Origin of the sequence: Aestuariivita sp. (genome assembly GCF_021404545.1) — a bacterium.
In the GTDB taxonomy this organism is placed as follows: domain Bacteria; phylum Pseudomonadota; class Alphaproteobacteria; order Rhodobacterales; family Rhodobacteraceae; genus Aestuariivita.
In genome coordinates, this window is sequence record NZ_JAAWWD010000011.1 from 16644 (window position 1) to 32130 (window position 15487).

A 15487-nucleotide genomic window follows, 5' to 3' on the forward strand; every position below is an offset into this window, starting at 1 on the left:
CGTCAAGGAGGCTTTGCAGTGCCCACCCCCCGTCATCCCTCGGAACGAACCGGCACGCCGCACTTGGGACGCAGCGTGGCATTGCCCGCTTTGTTGGCGATGATACCGGCTGTGACGCTCAGTGCGTTTTGGCTGGGCGGCGAAGGCGCGCTGGCGGGTCTTGCCGTTGGATTGCCCGTCGGCCTTCTGATGTCGCGCATCATGGGGTCGTGGCGAAATGACCCGACCTTGCCCCGCGACAGTGTCACAGGTCTGATGCTGCGCGATGGCTTTGATGTGGTGCTGGAGGACGTATTTGACAGATGCGCCGATGGCACCCTGAAATCTGCCTGTATTCTGGTGCAGATTGACGACGCCGAAGAGTTCCTTGCCAGACATGGGCAAGCCGCGATGGACGATCTGCTGCAAGTGACCAGCGACCGGATCCTTGGCACTCTGCGCGACGGGGAGAGCGTTGCGCGCCTGGCCGATAGCCGGTTTGCCATCTGCCTGCAATCGGTCCGCCAATTGGATTTGGAGCTCTGCATCCAATTGGCCGGTCGGCTGCAGGGCGTCATCGAAGAGCCGCTGCGTGTGGGAGGCGCGACCTTGTATGTGTCCTGCGCCATTGGGTTTTGCCTGCGCAGCCGCGCGCCGTCAGGTGACGCGCAAGACTGGCTTTGCGCTGCGATCACCGCCCTGGATGAGGCGCGCCAGAACGGACCATCCTCCATCCGGGCCTTTGCGCCAGAGATGCAGACCCGCCGGGAGATCCGCAGGACCTTGCAGCAAACCGTGGTCAGCGCGCTGGACAACGGTGAGATAGGCCCCTGGTTTCAACCGCAGCTTTGTACCGACACGGGGCAGGTGTCGGGGTTCGAAGCTCTGGCGCGCTGGGTTCATGACACCCGCGGCACCATCGCGCCGGATCAATTCCTGCCCGCTTTGGAGGAACAGGGCCTGATGGAGCGATTGAGCGAGGTGATCCTCACCCAGTCGCTGAGCGCCTTGCGAGGTTGGGACGATGCCGGTCTTGCAGTGCCCAGGGTCTCGGTCAACCTGTCGCAAGACGATCTCAACAATCCCAGGCTGTGTGACAAGATTTCCTGGGCGCTCGACCGGTTTGACCTGGGCCCCAACAGGCTTTGCCTCGAGATACTGGAAACCGTGATGTCGGATGTGCCCAACGACACGGTCGCGCGCAACATCACGGGGCTCAACCAGCTGGGATGCGCGATTGATCTGGATGACTATGGCACGGGTCACGCTTCTATCGCATCGCTGCGCCGGTTTCCGGTACACCGCATCAAGATCGACCGGTCCTTTGTCGTTAAATCGGACCGCGACCCCGAACAGCAACGGCTGATCGGCGCTCTTCTGACGATGGCGGAGCGGTTGGACCTGGAAACGTTGGCCGAGGGGGTCGAAACCGTCGGTGAACACGCGTTTCTGGCACAGCTTGGCTGCCACCATGTGCAGGGGTTCGGCATCGGTCGCCCGATGCCGTTCGACGAAACCCTGATGTGGTTGAGCAAACATGAGGCCAAGCTTCAGAGCGCCCCTCGCATCGGGCGCCAGATTGGCTGACAGCCCCCGGCGATCCGTGCAAGACCCCAAAGCATGCCCTCGGGCGCGGCCCTTGCGCCGACCGGGCCCGAATCTGCTTGACCTTTGGCCCGGCACTCTGTTGAACCCACCTGTCTGAATTGCATGAGGTGGCGGCCCCCGATGGACGATCAGAACAAGAATCTCATCCTGGCAACAGCGCTGAGCTTTGTCGTCATCCTGGTGTGGTTCGTGATGTTCCCGCCCCCGGAGCCGGAGCCGATTGCGCCCGAAACTGCGCCGGTATCCTCAACGGTCGGCCAGGACGATATCGCCAGCGCCCCCCGGGCCGCGGGCAGCGGCGACGCTCCGCTGGATCTGCAAGCAGAGACGCGGCAAGACGCACTTGCCGCAGCCCCGCGTATCGAGATCGACACGCCACGCCTGACGGGCTCCATCTCCTTGCTTGGCGGTCGGATCGACGACCTGTCGCTCAAGGATTACCGGGTTGAACTGGACGAGAATTCGAGCATTGTGACCATGCTCTCCCCTGTTGACGGGCCCAATGCCTATTACGCGCTCTACGGCTGGGCCGCCGGGACGGGTCTGTCGGCCGATCAGGTGCCCGGCCCCAACACCTTCTGGACCGTCACCGGCTCGCAAACCCTGACGCCAGATACCCCCGTGACGCTCAGCTGGAACAACGGAGCGGGCCTGATCTTTAGCAGGACCATTGCTGTCGATGCCGATTACATGTTCGACATCACACAGTCGGTCGAGAACACCAGTGGCGGCACGGTCTCGCTTGCACCCTACGGGATCATCGCCCGTCATGGGGAGCCGCAGGACCTGAAGAATTTCTTCATCCTGCATGAAGGGGCCATTGCGATGGCCGATGGTGAGCTGATCGAGACCGATTATGACGATATCGACCCGGCAGCCAGCCATCAAGCCACCACCGTAGCCGAAAACGGCTGGACGGGATTCACCGATCACTACTGGATGACCACACTCATTCCGCGCCCGGGCTCCGGATTTGAGTTCAGCACGGTCCACGATCCCGGTCGGGACATCTATCAGACGACGACCAAGCTGCCGACGATCACTCTGGCAGTGCAGGACGTGGCCGAGTTTTCCACCCAGCTGTTCGCAGGGGCCAAGGAATGGGACGCGATCCGCACGTATCAGAGCGAAGGAGTCCAGGGCTTTATCGACAGCATCGACTGGGGCTGGTTCTTTTTCCTGACAAAGCCGATCTTTTGGCTGCTGCATGAGTTGAACATCCTGATCGGCAATATGGGCTGGTCGATCATCGCGCTGACGCTGATCATCAAGGCGGTTCTGTTGCCGCTGGCTTACAAATCCTATGTCTCCATGGCCAAGATGAAAGAGCTGCAGCCGCAGATGGAGGCGCTGAAAGAGCGCGCCGGCGACGACCGCCAAAAGCTGCAACAGGGGATGATGGAGCTTTACAAGAAGGAAAAGGTGAACCCCGCCGCGGGCTGTTTGCCCATCCTTTTGCAGATCCCGATCTTCTTCTCGCTCTATAAGGTGATCTTTGTCACGATCGAGCTGCGGCATGCGCCCTGGCTGGGCCCGTTCCAGGATCTGAGCGCGCCCGATCCCACCTCGATTCTCAACCTCTTTGGCCTGCTGGGCAATGCGGGGCCCGAGCCCGGTTCGATCATGGCGCTGGTCTTTATCGGGATCTTGCCACTGCTTTTGGGTATCTCGATGTGGCTTCAGCAAAAGCTGAACCCGGCACCGACCGATCCCACGCAAAAGATGGTGTTCGCCTGGTTGCCTTGGGTGTTCATGTTCATGTTGGGCGGCTTTGCCAGCGGTCTGGTGATCTACTGGATTGCCAACAACACGATCACCTTCATGCAGCAATATGCCATTATGCGCAGCCAAGGTTATAAACCGGATGTGTTCGGCAACATCCTCCAAGGCTTCAAAAAGGGCGCTGAGGCGGGTGCCAAGCCCGCAGCCAAGCCCAAGGGCGGCAAGGACAAGAGCTGATGACCGGCAGGCTCACACAGCTCTGGCGCCATCCGATCAAGAGCCATGGTCGCGAGGCGTTGCGCGGGGTCACCCTGCATCCGGGTCAGGCCATGCCCTGGGACCGGTTCTGGGCGGTGCAGCATGATCAGTCCAAGCATGATGGCGATGGATGGGCCGCATGCATGAATTTCATGATCGGGACCCGCACGCCCGGCCTGGCCGGTCTATGGGCCGAATTGAATGAAGAGACACGGCAGATCAGCCTCACCCATGACAAGCTGGGGGCGATGACGTTCCGCCCCGACGATCCAATGGAGGCCAATCAGTTCCTGGCCTGGGTCGCGCCGCTGATCCCGGAGAATCGTGCGCAGCCCCGCCACATCGTCTCGACCGGGGCGCGCGGGATGACCGACAGCGATTTCCCGTCGGTGTCGATCATGAACGAAAGCTCGCACCGGGCGGTGTCGCAAAAGCTGGGCCGCCCGCTGGAAGTCGAGCGCTGGCGCGGCAACGTCTGGTTCGACGAGATGGCCCCGTGGGAGGAGTTTGACTGGATCGGCAAACAGATCCGCATCGGAGGCAGCGTTCTGGCCGTGCGTGAGCGTATCGAGCGATGCCTGCATACTGCGGCCAACCCGCGCAGCGGCACCCGCGATGCCGATACGCTGGGCGCGCTGGAAAAGGGCTGGGGCCATCGCGATTTCGGCGTTTATGCCGAAGTGATCGAAGGCGGCCCCATCGCGATAGGGGACAAGGTCGAGACCCTCTGATGGACACCCTCCCCTTCCCCCTTGCCGAAAGGCCCGATGACGCGACAGCCGAAAAGGGTCGCAAGCTATTTGCCGGGCAATGCGATTTCATCAAAGGTGTGGTGGCAATGTCGGGACTGCCCGCGGCCGACCGGCTGGAGGTGTGTTTCGCCGGTCGCTCGAATGTCGGAAAATCCTCTCTGATCAATGCCCTGACCGGGCGCAACGGTCTGGCCCGGGCCTCGAACACACCGGGGCGAACACAAGAAATCAATTACTTTGCGCTGGCCGACAGCCACTATCTGGTCGATCTGCCGGGATATGGATACGCCAATGCGCCCCTGCCGGTGGTGGAGAAATGGCAACGCCTGCTCAAGCAATATCTGTCGGGCAGACAAACCCTTCGGCGCGCCTTTGTGCTGATCGATGCACGCCATGGCATCAAGGCGGTCGATGAAGAAATCCTCGCGTTGCTCGACAGTGCGGCGGTCACGTTTCAGTGCGTTCTGACGAAGGCCGACAAAGTCAAGGACAAGGATCGCGCGCGGGTGCTGGACCAGGTCCGCGAGAAACTGTCCAAACACCCCGCCGCATTTCCCGAGATCGTACTGACCTCCAGCGAGAAGGGCGACGGGATCGCGACGTTGCGCGCGATTGTGGCCGGGATCACCTGACCGGGCCTCGCGCACGGCCAGCCCCGAGGCCCAAAATTTTCTGCGAAAATTATTGCCGTCAGCATTGAAGCCGATCACAAAGGCGCGCAACAAACCCAAGACAAAGGCAAAAACGATGAACCGGGACTGGATCGCAACCGCTGAAACCCTGTCACGTGCGCTGCCATTTCTCCAGCGCTATGCGGGTGCGACAGTGGTGATCAAGCTGGGCGGCCATGCCATGGGCAGCGATGCGGCGATGCAGAGTTTCGCGCGTGACGTCGTGCTGATGCGGCAGGTTGGCGTTAATCCGGTCATCGTTCACGGCGGCGGCCCGATGATCAACGCGATGCTCGACAGGCTTGGGATCCAATCGGATTTCGTACACGGCAAACGGGTCACGGATGCCGCCACGGTCGAGGTCGTCGAGATGGTCCTGTCCGGCCTCGTCAACAAGCGCATCGTGCAGGCCATCGGGCGGCAGGGTGGGCGCGCTGTGGGCCTGTCGGGTAAGGACGCTGGCTTGATCACCTGCACGCAGACAGATGTCGATCTGGGGTTTGTGGGAACGCCTACCAAAGTTGATCCCGCTATCCTGCGTGGCCTGTTCGATCTGAACACCATCCCGGTGATCGCCCCGCTGGGCGCAGGCGAGGATGGTGAGACCTTTAACATAAACGGCGACACCGCGGCCGGGGCCATCGCAGGTGCGCTGAAGGCAGACAGGCTGTTGCTGCTGACCGATGTCTCTGGCGTTATGACCCCAGACAAGGAGCTTGTCGCTGAGCTGACAGCCCCGCAAATCACCGCAATGATCGCCGATGGTACCATTGCCGGAGGCATGATCCCCAAGACCGAAACGGCGCTTCATGCGCTCCGCGAGGGGGTGCGCGGTGTCGTCATCCTCGATGGGCGTGTGACCAATGCAGTTCTGCTGGAGCTGTTTACCGAACAGGGGCCCGGGACGCTCATCCGGCCCCAGACGCGGCCGGAATGACAGGTTTGTGTCTGGCTCGGGCTTGTCGTACAAGGCCGGGGACATAATCTGAGGCCTATGGAAAACGAGACGATCATCCGGTTTGGCGTCTTTCTGGGCCTGTTTGCCCTCTTTGCTTTGGCCGAAACGCTGGCGCCGCGCCGCGCGCGCGTCCAGCCACGCGCCCATCGCTGGCTGACCAACTGGACGATCACCGCGCTCAACACCGTGACATTGCGCGCCCTGGCCTTTGGTCTGCCGCTTTTGGCGGTGGGGGCTGCGGTCGATGCCGCCCAGAACGGCTGGGGCCTTTTCAACCTTATCAGCTGGCCAGTGTGGCTGGAGTTCGTGTTGGCCGTTCTGATCCTGGATTTTGCCATATGGCTCCAGCATCTGATCACCCACAAGATCCCCATTCTGTGGCGCCTGCATCGGGTTCATCACGCCGACCGGGATATGGATGTGACCACCGCGATCAGGTTCCACCCGGTAGAGATTGCGCTTTCGATGGTCCTGAAAGTCGGGCTGGTCTACCTCTTGGGGCCCGCCGCCCTGGCCGTGATCGTGTTTGAGATCCTGCTCAATGGCACGGCGATGTTCAACCATGCCAATATCCGGCTACCCCTTGGGCTGGACCGGGCGCTGCGGATGGTGCTTGTCACACCGGACATGCACCGCGTGCATCATTCGGTGCATCGCCACGAGCATGACAGCAATTACGGCTTTGCCCTGTCGATCTGGGACCGCGCCTTTCGAACCTATATCCCGCAACCGGCCAAAGGTCATGATGAGATGACTATCGGGCTGGAATGGCAAGACGACAAGCCCGCGCGGCTGGGCTGGAGCTTGACCCTCCCGTTTCGCCGGACATGAGCTATGACACGCTCTCAGAGGCTGCTGAGGTCCGGTATCTGACCATTCTGGGCGGGTTTCATCCCACAGAGGAGGACGGCGTGCCGGAAGGCACACAGACCCTCTTGATGCTGGGGCCCGATGAGCCGCGTTTTTGGCCTGCGATGACCTCTTCCGCAGAATGGCAGGAAGGCACCCCCGATCCTGTGGACCGATGGTCCGAAAGGGTCATCACCGACTGGGCCGAGGAGATCGGGGCCGTACCCCTCTTTCCCTTCGGCGGCGCACCCTATCTGCCGTTCTTTTCCTGGGCCACGCGGACAGGGCGCGTGCATGCCTCACCCATCCTGCTGCTGGTCCATGATCACGCGGGACTTTTTGTGTCGTTCCGCGGGGCGCTGGCGCTGCCTGACCGGTTGGCGCTGCCTGCGCGGCCGCCCAACCCCTGTGACGGCTGTGCCGAACGCCCCTGCCTCAGCAGCTGCCCGGTCGACGCTTTGCAGCCAGAGGGTTATGATGTTCCCGCATGCCGGACTCATATCCGGGGAGAGGATCTTGGCGGATGCCTGGGACAGGGATGCGCCGCGCGCAGAGCCTGCCCGGTGTCGCGCCGCTTTGGCCGCCTGCCTGCACAATCGGCCTATCATATGGAGCGGTTCTTACACCCATGACAGTGACACTGATCCTGATGCGCCATGCCAAGTCTGCCTGGGACATCCCGGGGCTACCCGATCATGACCGGCCGTTGAATGGCAGGGGCCGCAGATCGGCGCAGGCTCTGGGCAAATGGCTCAAGACCAAGGGGCTGGTGCCGGACGAGGTCTTAAGCTCCTCATCGACCCGGACAGGGCAGACCTATGACGGTTTGGGGCTGAGTGTTGAGCCACACTATACACGCAGGCTTTATCACGCGGACCCGGAACAGATGTGGCATGTCCTTGCCGATGCGGGCGGGCGAACCGTTTTGATGCTGGGACATAATCCAGCCATTTCGGAGTTCGCGGAGGAGTTGGTGGACGTCGCTCCGGATCATGCGCGGTTCTGGGATTATCCGACGGGGGCGACCCTGGTTGTTACATTCGAGGCCGACGGCTGGGCTGGCGTTCGGCCCGGAACCGGGCGCGTTGCGCATTTCGTCATACCGCGTGAGCTGATGAAATAGCAAAGGCGGGACAAGTCCCGCCCTACGCCGACCTCAAGATGTAGGGCGGGACTTGTCCCGCCCCACCGGTCAATGACCCAGGATCTGGCTGAGGAAGAGCTGCGTGCGTGGGCTCTTTGGATTGTTGAAGAATTCCTCGGGCTCATTCTGCTCCACGATCTGGCCTTCATCCATAAAGATCACGCGGTTGGCGACCTTGCGGGCAAAGCCCATCTCATGGGTCACGCACAGCATGGTCATGCCTTCTTCGGCAAGCTGCACCATCGTATCCAGCACCTCCGAGATCATTTCGGGGTCCAGAGCAGATGTCGGTTCGTCAAAGAGCATGATGCGCGGACGCATGCACAGCGACCGGGCAATCGCCACACGCTGCTGCTGACCGCCCGAAAGCTGACCGGGGTATTTGTCGGCCTGCTCGGGGATCTTGACTTTCTCGAGGAAATGCATCGCGATTTCCTCGGCCTCTTTCTTGGGCGTCTTGCGCACCCAGATCGGGGCAAGGGTACAGTTCTCCAGAATCGACAGATGCGGGAACAGGTTGAAGTGTTGAAAGCACATCCCAACCTCGGACCGGATCCTGTCGATATTCTTGATGTCCGACGACAGCACGGTGCCATCCACGGTGATCTTGCCCGCCTGGTGTTCTTCCAGCGCGTTGATACAGCGGATCAACGTTGATTTCCCGGACCCCGACGGCCCCGCGATAACGATCCGTTCGCCGCGATAGACGGTCAGATCGATGTCGCGCAGCACGTGGAAGGTGCCGAACCATTTGTTCATGCTCTCGATCGAGATCGCAACCTCGTCCGAGACCGCCATGTCCACATCATGTGTTTCAGGAACAACGTCATTCATGGTCCCACTCCTTATCGGTGGTCAGTCGCAAGCTGTCGTTCCAGCCATTGCGAGTATTGTGAAATGCCATAGCACACGACAAAGAACAGCATCGAGGCAAAGAGCCAAAGCTCCCAATAGACCCCGTTCCAGTCGGTCGAGGCGAGGATCGGCCCGCGGATCATGCCGACGAGATCGAACATCGAGATAACCGACACCAGCGTCGTATCCTTGAAAAGACCCACTGCCACGTTCACGATTCCGGGGATCGAGATCTTTAGCGCCTGCGGCAGGATAATCAGCCGCATGGATTGCGCGTAATCCAGACCCAGGCTGTCGGCGGCCTCGTATTGGCCGCGCGGCAAGGCAGCGAGGCCACCCCGGATCACCTCGGCGATATAGGCCGCGGCGAACATGGTGATCATGATGATCACCCGCAGGATCAGGTCGAAATTCGTCCCCGGCGGCAGGAAATAGGCCAGAACCACATTTGCCACGAACAAGAGCGTGATCAGCGGCACGCCCCGGATGAACTCGATAAAGACCACGCAGATCCATTTAATGATCGGCATGGAGCTTTGACGGCCCAGCGCCAGCATGATGCCCAGGGGCAACGACAGCGACACACAGACCACGCCGAGGATCATGTTCAGCATGAACCCGCCCATATCGCGCGAAGGCACCGCCTCCAGGGCGATAAAGCCGGGCATGGCGCCGATGACAAAGCCTCCCAGCCACCATGTAACCATGGCGGCGGCGACACCGCCGAAAAAGCCCATCGCAAAGCTGTCGGCCACATAGCGGTTATAGACAGCATACCCGACCCCAACACCGATCAGCGCCACAATGGGCACCATGATGGTTCCGCCCCAGATCAGCCAAAACGCAATAAAGGGGTAAAGCCCGGTGAAGATCAGCAGCTTGCGCGGCAGATGCATGAAAAGAACCGGTGCCAGCGCCGCGATCAGCAGCACAAAGGCCACGGTCGGCCGCCAGTACTGGTCGCTGGGATAGGCGATACCGAACAAGAGCTGGTTCCAGCGTTCACTGAGGACCGAGAAACAGCCGCCCGTGGCGCCGTCCAGAACCTCCCGGCATTCGCGGATGTTCGATGTGGTCCAAACCCCGTTCAGAAGCCACGGCAAGGATCCGGCCAGGATCAGATAGATCACATAAAGCGAGACCAGCGTAAGCAGCGACCCCCACGGCCCGTTAAAGAGGTTCTGGCGCACCCATTTGACCGCACCCGTCTCGATCGTGGGCGGCGGTTGCTGGGGCAGCTGCGTTTCGCGGACATAAGCGACGGAATGTGCATGTGTATCGGACATCTCAGCGCTCCTTCAGGCTCACGGCCCGGTTATAGAGGTTCATCACGGTCGAGATGCTCAGCGAAATCACCAGATAGAACAGCATGAGCAACAAAACGGATTCGATGGCCCGGCCGGTCTGGTTGAGGGTGATGCCGCCCAGCGTGGCCGTGATATCGGCATATCCGACCGCAATCGCCAGCGATGAGTTCTTGGTGATGTTGAGATATTGCGAAATCAGCGGCGGTATGATCACCCGAAGCGCCTGGGGCAGCACGACCAGGTTCATCACCCGGTTGGGGCGCAGCCCCAGGGAGGCCGCGGCCTCGGTCTGGCCCTTGGAGACGGCCTGAATACCGGCCCGCACATTCTCGGCGATGAACGCACCAGTATAAATCGCGAGCGCGAACCAGAGTGCTATCAGCGGCGCGCCGATCTGGATTCCGCCACGCAGGTTGAACCGGTTGGCCAAGGGATCGGGCGTATCAAGCGTGATCGGCTGGCCCAGCACATAGAACGCGATGACCGCAGGCAGGATCAGGATCGCGACGCTTGGCCAGGCCATCGGCAACAGGCGCCCGGTGTTGAAAAGCAGCTTCTTGGCATAAGACCGATACGCGAACATCGCCATGATCGAGGCCAGGAGGATCACCACAACGGCCATGCCGCCCGAGCCCAGCACCGGGGCAGGGATATAAATGCCCCGATTGGTGAAGGCGAACATGCCCAGCGTCAGATCCACATCCGGATCCTCGCCCAGATAGGCGCGCGCGCCGGGCAGAACGGCGGTGATAACGGTAAAGATGATGATGATCCAGATCAGCACCGGCACGTTGCGGAACGCCTCGACATAGATCGACATCAGCTTGGAAATCAGCCAGTTGTTCGACAAGCGCAACACACCGGCTATGACGCCGAGGATAGTTGCGGTCACACAGGCCAGGAACGCCACAAGGAGCGTGTTGAGCACGCCCACGATGGTCGCGTCCCAATGGCTGGACTGGCTGGTATATTCGATCAGCCGCTGGTTAATATCGTAACCGGCCGGCTCACCCAGAAATCCATAAGAAATGTTCAGCCCCGCTTCGGCGAGATTATATGCGAGGTTGCTGCCCAGATAGGCGAAGGCCGCTATCAGCAGGATCAATGCAATGAACTGAAAGGTATATGACCGATACCGCGTGTCGTTCAGCAGCATCGACACCTTAAACGACCCCTGTGGAGGGTCTGTGAGCGTCGTCATATGGGTGGTCCCCTGTCTGTCGTCGTCCGGTGTTTGGTTAAGGTTGGGCTATGTTGCCCGGGTACCGGATCGTCCCGTAAAGGTGGAAGGGCGCAGAGATGTCTCTGCGCCCTTCCCAAGTCATGGTCTTACCGGAATGGCGGCGAGTACAGCAGCCCACCGTCGGTCCACTGTGCGTTCAGGCCACGTGCCAGACCGATCGGAGTGCTTTCCCCGATATGCTTGGCAAAGATCTCGCCATAGTTGCCGCCCGACATGATCGCGCGCTTGCTCCACTCGGCGTCCAGGCCCAGCATCTCGCCCAGGGTGCCTTCGGTGCCCAGCAGACGGTTGATTTCCGGGTTGTTGGTCCCGGCGGCCAGCTCGGCGATATTGGTCGACGTGACACCCAGCTCCTCGGCAGTGATCAGCGCATTCAGGGTCCAGCGGACGATATCCGCCCACTCGTTATCACCGTGTCGGACCAGCGGGCCCAGCGGCTCTTTCGAGATGATCTCGGGCAGCAGAACGTGATCGCCCGGGTTCTCGAATGTGGCGCGTGTCGCGGCCAGACCGGATGCGTCCGTGGTATAGACGTCGCAGGCACCGGCCAGATATTGCTGTTGCGCTTCGGCATTGGTTTCGATCGGCACCGGCTCATAGCTGATGTTGTTGGCACGGAAGAAATCCGCCAGGTTCAGCTCGGTGGTGGTGCCGGTCTGGATGCACACTGTCGCGCCGTCCAGTTCTTTGGCAGACGACACCCCGAGGTCCCGAGGCACCATAAAGCCCTGACCGTCATAGTAGTTGATCCCGACGAATTCGAACTTCAGGTCCACATCACGGCTGAAGGTCCAGGTGGTGTTACGCGCCAGCATGTCGATCTCGCCAGAAGCGAGCGCGGTGAAACGGGTCTTGCCTGTCGTCGGCACGAATTCGACGGCAGTCGGATCGCCCAGGGCCGCTGCTGCGACCGCGCGGCAGACCGACACGTCAAAGCCGTTCCATTCGCCATTGGAGTCCGGGGCCGCAAAGCCCACCAGTCCGGTTGTCACACCGCAATTGAGCGTGCCGCGTGCTTTCACGTCATCCAGCGTGCCTGCCGCGGCAGCACCCGCTGCCAGACCGGCAATGGTGAGCGCGCCAAGAAATACGGTTTTTTTCATCTTTACCTCTTCCTGATTGTCTACCCGCACATCGGGCAGTTCATCCGACCGTTTATGGTCGGTATGCATAGCCAAAAGAGGGGGCCTCCCCTCTTAATGCGCCCGAGTGTGATCGGATTCATAAGCAAAGGTCAAGTGCGCGATCATCAAATGAGATGAACAACCCTGGCGCGACCCAAGGTAAACGACAATCCGCGAGGCGATTAGGCAATCAGCAAATATCGTAGAACGACTTGGCGTGGACAAAGGCCGCGCGTTTGATATTGGCGGCCGCAACCGCCTCGTCATCCCGGCCCCATTGCTCTTGCTGCCAAAGCTCATCCAGCCGCGACATCCGCCAGACCTCTTCGGCATCGCGCCAGCCGTAGGCCGCCGCAAAGCCAAGGACAAGCGAGCCGCTCAAGGTCACCAAATCGTGAAATGCGGCCAACTGAAACGGCGTTTGCGCATGCACACGGTCCGACAGATTTGTCAGAGCCCCGGTGTCTTGTGCCGCATGTATGATGCCCACGCGCGGGTAGAGCCGCGCGCCCAATGCCTCCGCCGCCCAGTCCAGCGCCGGATCCCAGATCGCGGCTTGCCGCGCCACCAGCTCTTGCGGGTCCTCGGCGCGGTAGCACAAGAGATCGGCATCACCGTAATCGGCCAGCATCCGCGCGACCTCGGCCTGCTGGAGGCGTACCTTGTCGATGGCGGCATTGGCCGAGCGGGTAAACGGCATCAGCCGCGGATCGATCTGATCGGTTTGCGCGTCCCATTCCGCCGCGATGGCCTGCGCCATGGCGCGAGTTGGCACGACCAGCCCTGCCTTGGCGGGTGTCTTTACCGCGCGACCGTCCAGAGCGATGGCAAAGCCCGTGTCCGTTTCTTCAACCTCTGCCTCTTTCCAGAAACGCTTCAGCGCCCATTCGCTCATCCGGCGATCCTCCATATCTCGTCTATGGCGTCGGGCAGCGCGTCCATGCTGTCCAGAATGCGATCCGCCTGCCTCAGCCGTTCGCGCGCATGGTACCCCCAACTCACGCCCAGCGCGTGAACGCCCGCGGCGCGGGCCATCTCCATGTCAAACTCGGTATCTCCGATCATCACGGTCTGATGCGGCTCAACCCCCGTTTCTCGCATCGCCTCTTCGATCATTGCGGGATGCGGTTTGGAAGGGTGATGATCTGCCGTCTGCTGGGTCACAAAAAGACCCTCCAGGCCGTGCCCCGCGATCAGCGCATCCAGACCGCGCCGGGATTTACCCGTTGCCACACCCAAAAGCGTGCCCGACGCATCGCTGAGCCCATCCAGAACCGCCCGCGCGCCGGGATAGAGCGGAGAGGATGCTGCCGATCCCGCCGCAGCGCGCAGGGCCATGTAGCTGCCCTTGTAAAGCTCAACCATCCTGGCCCGGACCGCGTCCTCTACCCGGGGCGCCAACTCGGCCATGGCGCGCGGCAAAGACAGACCAACGATGGAGAGGATGGATGCGCGATCCGGCACGGGCGCGCCGACGCCCTCGAATGCCGCGGTCATCGACATGACAATGTCGCCCTGGCTGTCGACCAGCGTTCCGTCCACGTCAAAAAGCACCAGCCGGAGCGGGCCGCTCATTTCAGATCCTCGAACGGATCGTCCTTGGCCAGGTCTTCGGTCCAGCCAAACGTCTCCCAACTGTCTTTCATATGCGGCGGCAGCGCTGCGGTGAGGCTGATCGTCTTGCGCGTCTGCGGGTGTTCAAATGCCAGCCTGCGCGCATGCAGGTGCAGTTTCTTGCTGATCACGCCGCCCAGTTGCGCGCCCCAGCCATCGCCCAGGTTCTCCTGCCCCGACCCGCCATATTTGCCATCCCCGATGATCGGGTGTCCCAGCTCGGCCATATGCACACGCAACTGATGCGTGCGGCCGGTCACCGGCTCCATCGCGACCCAGGCCGCCCTGCTAGCCACCCGGTAGAGCGTCGCATAAAGCGTGCGGGCGCGTTTGGCGCCCGGCGTACTGTCGGTGTCGCGCGGATGCAGCGCGATCATCTTTTCGCCCTCGCCCTTGGCCCCATGGCCGCCGGCCTTGACCAGCCCAGTCTTGATCTCGCCCAGATAGGGCGTGGGCACACCGGCGACCAAAGCCCAGTAGATCTTGCGGGTCTCGCGATGCCGGAACGCCGCCGTCAGCGCGGTCGCCGCGGCACGGGTCCGCGCCAAGACCAGCACGCCAGAGGTATCCTTGTCCAGCCGGTGCACCAGCCGGGGCTTTTCGTCATAGCCAAAGCGCAACGCTTCGGCCAAACCATCCACATGGCGGGTTTGCCCGCTGCCACCCTGCACCGGCAGGCCAGGCGGCTTGTTGATCGCCAGAATGTGGTCGTCGCGATAAATCACACAGGCCTGGATCATCCGGGCATCGGCGTCTGAGACAGCGGTGCGCACGACCTCGGGTTTGGCATTCTCGGGCAAGGGCGGCAGGCGCACCTCCTGCCCTTCCTCAATCCGGGTGGAGGCTTTGACCCGCCCGCCATTCACCCGCAGCTCGCCCTTGCGGCACATCTTTTCGATGCGCCCCTGGCCCAGTTGCGGAAAGCGGCGCTTGAGCCAGCGATCGAGACGCTGATCCCCTTCGCCCGCCGAGATCGTCACGGTTTGCACACCGCTCATGCCATTACCCCACGCGCAAGCCACAGGCCCAACATCAACCCCCCCACCGAACCGGCAACCGAAAGCCCGACATAGAGCCCCGCCAAACCGAACTGCCCGCGTTCCATCAACGTCACCGTCTCCAACGAGAAGGCGGAAAAGGTCGTAAATCCTCCTAGGATGCCCGTTATCACGAACGGGTTGAGATAGCTCAGCCCCCGATGCGCCGCGGCCACCACAAAAAGCCCCATCAGGACCGAGCCCAGAATGTTGACGCTGATCACACCCAAAGGAAACGCGCCCTGCCCTATGGCGCGGAAAATGCCCACGCCGACCAGATACCGCAGCACCGCGCCAATCGCCCCGCCAAGGGCCACTTGAAGAACCGTCAAAACCATCCGCGGTCTGTCGCGCTTTGCCGGGGGG

Annotated in this window: 16 protein-coding genes; 8 read left to right on the forward strand and 8 right to left on the reverse strand. The window is 61.5% G+C overall.

The features are described 5' to 3' along the window. Positions 1–18: 18 nt before the first annotated feature. The 8 genes from HEP69_RS06485 (at position 19) to HEP69_RS06520 (ending at position 7920) form a co-directional block, all read left to right on the forward strand. Positions 19–1566, forward strand: a complete 1548-nt coding sequence (locus HEP69_RS06485) for a bifunctional diguanylate cyclase/phosphodiesterase (protein WP_366111307.1) — start codon at positions 19–21, stop codon at positions 1564–1566. Positions 1567–1707: 141 nt separating this feature from the next. Beyond that, positions 1708–3546 (forward strand): membrane protein insertase YidC, encoded by a 1839-nt coding sequence (yidC, locus tag HEP69_RS06490; protein ID WP_290557745.1) that lies wholly within the window; start codon positions 1708–1710, stop codon positions 3544–3546. Then, entirely contained in the window at positions 3546–4298 is a 753-nt protein-coding gene (locus HEP69_RS06495) for an MOSC domain-containing protein (protein WP_290557746.1), read from the forward strand. The genes yidC and HEP69_RS06495 overlap by 1 nt, the downstream gene beginning before the upstream one ends. After that, positions 4298–4951, forward strand: coding sequence for a ribosome biogenesis GTP-binding protein YihA/YsxC (gene yihA / locus HEP69_RS06500; RefSeq protein WP_290557747.1), 654 nt, complete (start codon positions 4298–4300; stop codon positions 4949–4951). Before HEP69_RS06495 ends, yihA begins: the two co-directional genes overlap by 1 nt. A gap of 115 nt (positions 4952–5066) precedes the next feature. Next, complete coding sequence (gene argB, locus HEP69_RS06505; protein ID WP_290557748.1) at positions 5067–5927, forward strand: acetylglutamate kinase; 861 nt, start codon at positions 5067–5069, stop codon at positions 5925–5927. 57 nt (positions 5928–5984) lie between these two features. Then, positions 5985–6779, forward strand: coding sequence for a sterol desaturase family protein (locus HEP69_RS06510; RefSeq protein WP_290557749.1), 795 nt, complete (start codon positions 5985–5987; stop codon positions 6777–6779). Next, entirely contained in the window at positions 6776–7429 is a 654-nt protein-coding gene (locus HEP69_RS06515) for a ferredoxin (RefSeq protein ID WP_290557750.1), read from the forward strand. The genes HEP69_RS06510 and HEP69_RS06515 overlap by 4 nt, the downstream gene beginning before the upstream one ends. Next, positions 7426–7920: a histidine phosphatase family protein gene (locus tag HEP69_RS06520; RefSeq protein ID WP_290557751.1), complete on the forward strand. Its 495-nt coding sequence runs from the start codon at positions 7426–7428 to the stop codon at positions 7918–7920. The genes HEP69_RS06515 and HEP69_RS06520 overlap by 4 nt, the downstream gene beginning before the upstream one ends. 69 nt (positions 7921–7989) lie before the next feature. On the opposite strand, the gene HEP69_RS06525 is transcribed toward HEP69_RS06520, so the two are convergent. From HEP69_RS06525 to crcB, 8 genes are all read right to left on the reverse strand, one after another. Further along, positions 7990–8775 (reverse strand): amino acid ABC transporter ATP-binding protein, encoded by a 786-nt coding sequence (locus HEP69_RS06525; protein WP_290557752.1) that lies wholly within the window; start codon positions 8773–8775, stop codon positions 7990–7992. A gap of 11 nt (positions 8776–8786) precedes the next feature. Continuing rightward, the gene (locus tag HEP69_RS06530; RefSeq protein WP_290557753.1) at positions 8787–10082 is read right to left on the reverse strand and encodes an amino acid ABC transporter permease; all 1296 of its coding nucleotides are present in this window, start codon (positions 10080–10082) and stop codon (positions 8787–8789) included. 1 nt (position 10083) lies between these two features. Further along, positions 10084–11304 carry an ABC transporter permease subunit gene (locus HEP69_RS06535; RefSeq protein ID WP_290557754.1) on the reverse strand — a complete coding sequence of 407 codons (1221 nt, stop codon included), beginning with the start codon at positions 11302–11304 and terminating at the stop codon, positions 10084–10086. A 128-nt stretch (positions 11305–11432) separates the two neighbouring features. Beyond that, entirely contained in the window at positions 11433–12449 is a 1017-nt protein-coding gene (locus tag HEP69_RS06540; protein WP_290557755.1) for an amino acid ABC transporter substrate-binding protein, read from the reverse strand. Positions 12450–12660: 211 nt separating this feature from the next. Next, entirely contained in the window at positions 12661–13365 is a 705-nt protein-coding gene (locus HEP69_RS06545) for an ATP12 family protein (RefSeq protein WP_290557756.1), read from the reverse strand. Then, positions 13362–14045, reverse strand: a complete 684-nt coding sequence (locus HEP69_RS06550; protein ID WP_290557757.1) for an HAD-IA family hydrolase — start codon at positions 14043–14045, stop codon at positions 13362–13364. The genes HEP69_RS06545 and HEP69_RS06550 overlap by 4 nt, the downstream gene beginning before the upstream one ends. Beyond that, the gene (locus HEP69_RS06555; protein WP_290557758.1) at positions 14042–15082 is read right to left on the reverse strand and encodes an RluA family pseudouridine synthase; all 1041 of its coding nucleotides are present in this window, start codon (positions 15080–15082) and stop codon (positions 14042–14044) included. The genes HEP69_RS06550 and HEP69_RS06555 overlap by 4 nt, the downstream gene beginning before the upstream one ends. Continuing rightward, on the reverse strand, positions 15079–15459 hold the full coding sequence (gene crcB / locus HEP69_RS06560) for a fluoride efflux transporter CrcB (protein WP_290557759.1): 381 nt from the start codon (positions 15457–15459) through the stop codon (positions 15079–15081). Before crcB ends, HEP69_RS06555 begins: the two co-directional genes overlap by 4 nt. Between the last annotated feature and the right edge of the window lie 28 nt (positions 15460–15487).

Coding starts and splice junctions, on each gene's coding strand:
- yidC (WP_290557745.1), top strand. CDS start 1,708: ATGGACGATCAGAACAAGAATCTCATCCTGGCAACAGCGCTGAGCTTT.
- HEP69_RS06495 (WP_290557746.1), top strand. CDS start 3,546: ATGACCGGCAGGCTCACACAGCTCTGGCGCCATCCGATCAAGAGCCAT.
- yihA (WP_290557747.1), top strand. CDS start 4,298: ATGGACACCCTCCCCTTCCCCCTTGCCGAAAGGCCCGATGACGCGACA.
- argB (WP_290557748.1), top strand. CDS start 5,067: ATGAACCGGGACTGGATCGCAACCGCTGAAACCCTGTCACGTGCGCTG.
- HEP69_RS06510 (WP_290557749.1), top strand. CDS start 5,985: ATGGAAAACGAGACGATCATCCGGTTTGGCGTCTTTCTGGGCCTGTTT.
- HEP69_RS06515 (WP_290557750.1), top strand. CDS start 6,776: ATGAGCTATGACACGCTCTCAGAGGCTGCTGAGGTCCGGTATCTGACC.
- HEP69_RS06520 (WP_290557751.1), top strand. CDS start 7,426: ATGACAGTGACACTGATCCTGATGCGCCATGCCAAGTCTGCCTGGGAC.
- HEP69_RS06525 (WP_290557752.1), bottom strand. CDS start 8,775: ATGAATGACGTTGTTCCTGAAACACATGATGTGGACATGGCGGTCTCG.
- HEP69_RS06530 (WP_290557753.1), bottom strand. CDS start 10,082: ATGTCCGATACACATGCACATTCCGTCGCTTATGTCCGCGAAACGCAG.
- HEP69_RS06535 (WP_290557754.1), bottom strand. CDS start 11,304: ATGACGACGCTCACAGACCCTCCACAGGGGTCGTTTAAGGTGTCGATG.
- HEP69_RS06540 (WP_290557755.1), bottom strand. CDS start 12,449: ATGAAAAAAACCGTATTTCTTGGCGCGCTCACCATTGCCGGTCTGGCA.
- HEP69_RS06545 (WP_290557756.1), bottom strand. CDS start 13,365: ATGAGCGAATGGGCGCTGAAGCGTTTCTGGAAAGAGGCAGAGGTTGAA.
- HEP69_RS06550 (WP_290557757.1), bottom strand. CDS start 14,045: ATGAGCGGCCCGCTCCGGCTGGTGCTTTTTGACGTGGACGGAACGCTG.
- HEP69_RS06555 (WP_290557758.1), bottom strand. CDS start 15,082: ATGAGCGGTGTGCAAACCGTGACGATCTCGGCGGGCGAAGGGGATCAG.
- crcB (WP_290557759.1), bottom strand. CDS start 15,459: ATGGTTTTGACGGTTCTTCAAGTGGCCCTTGGCGGGGCGATTGGCGCG.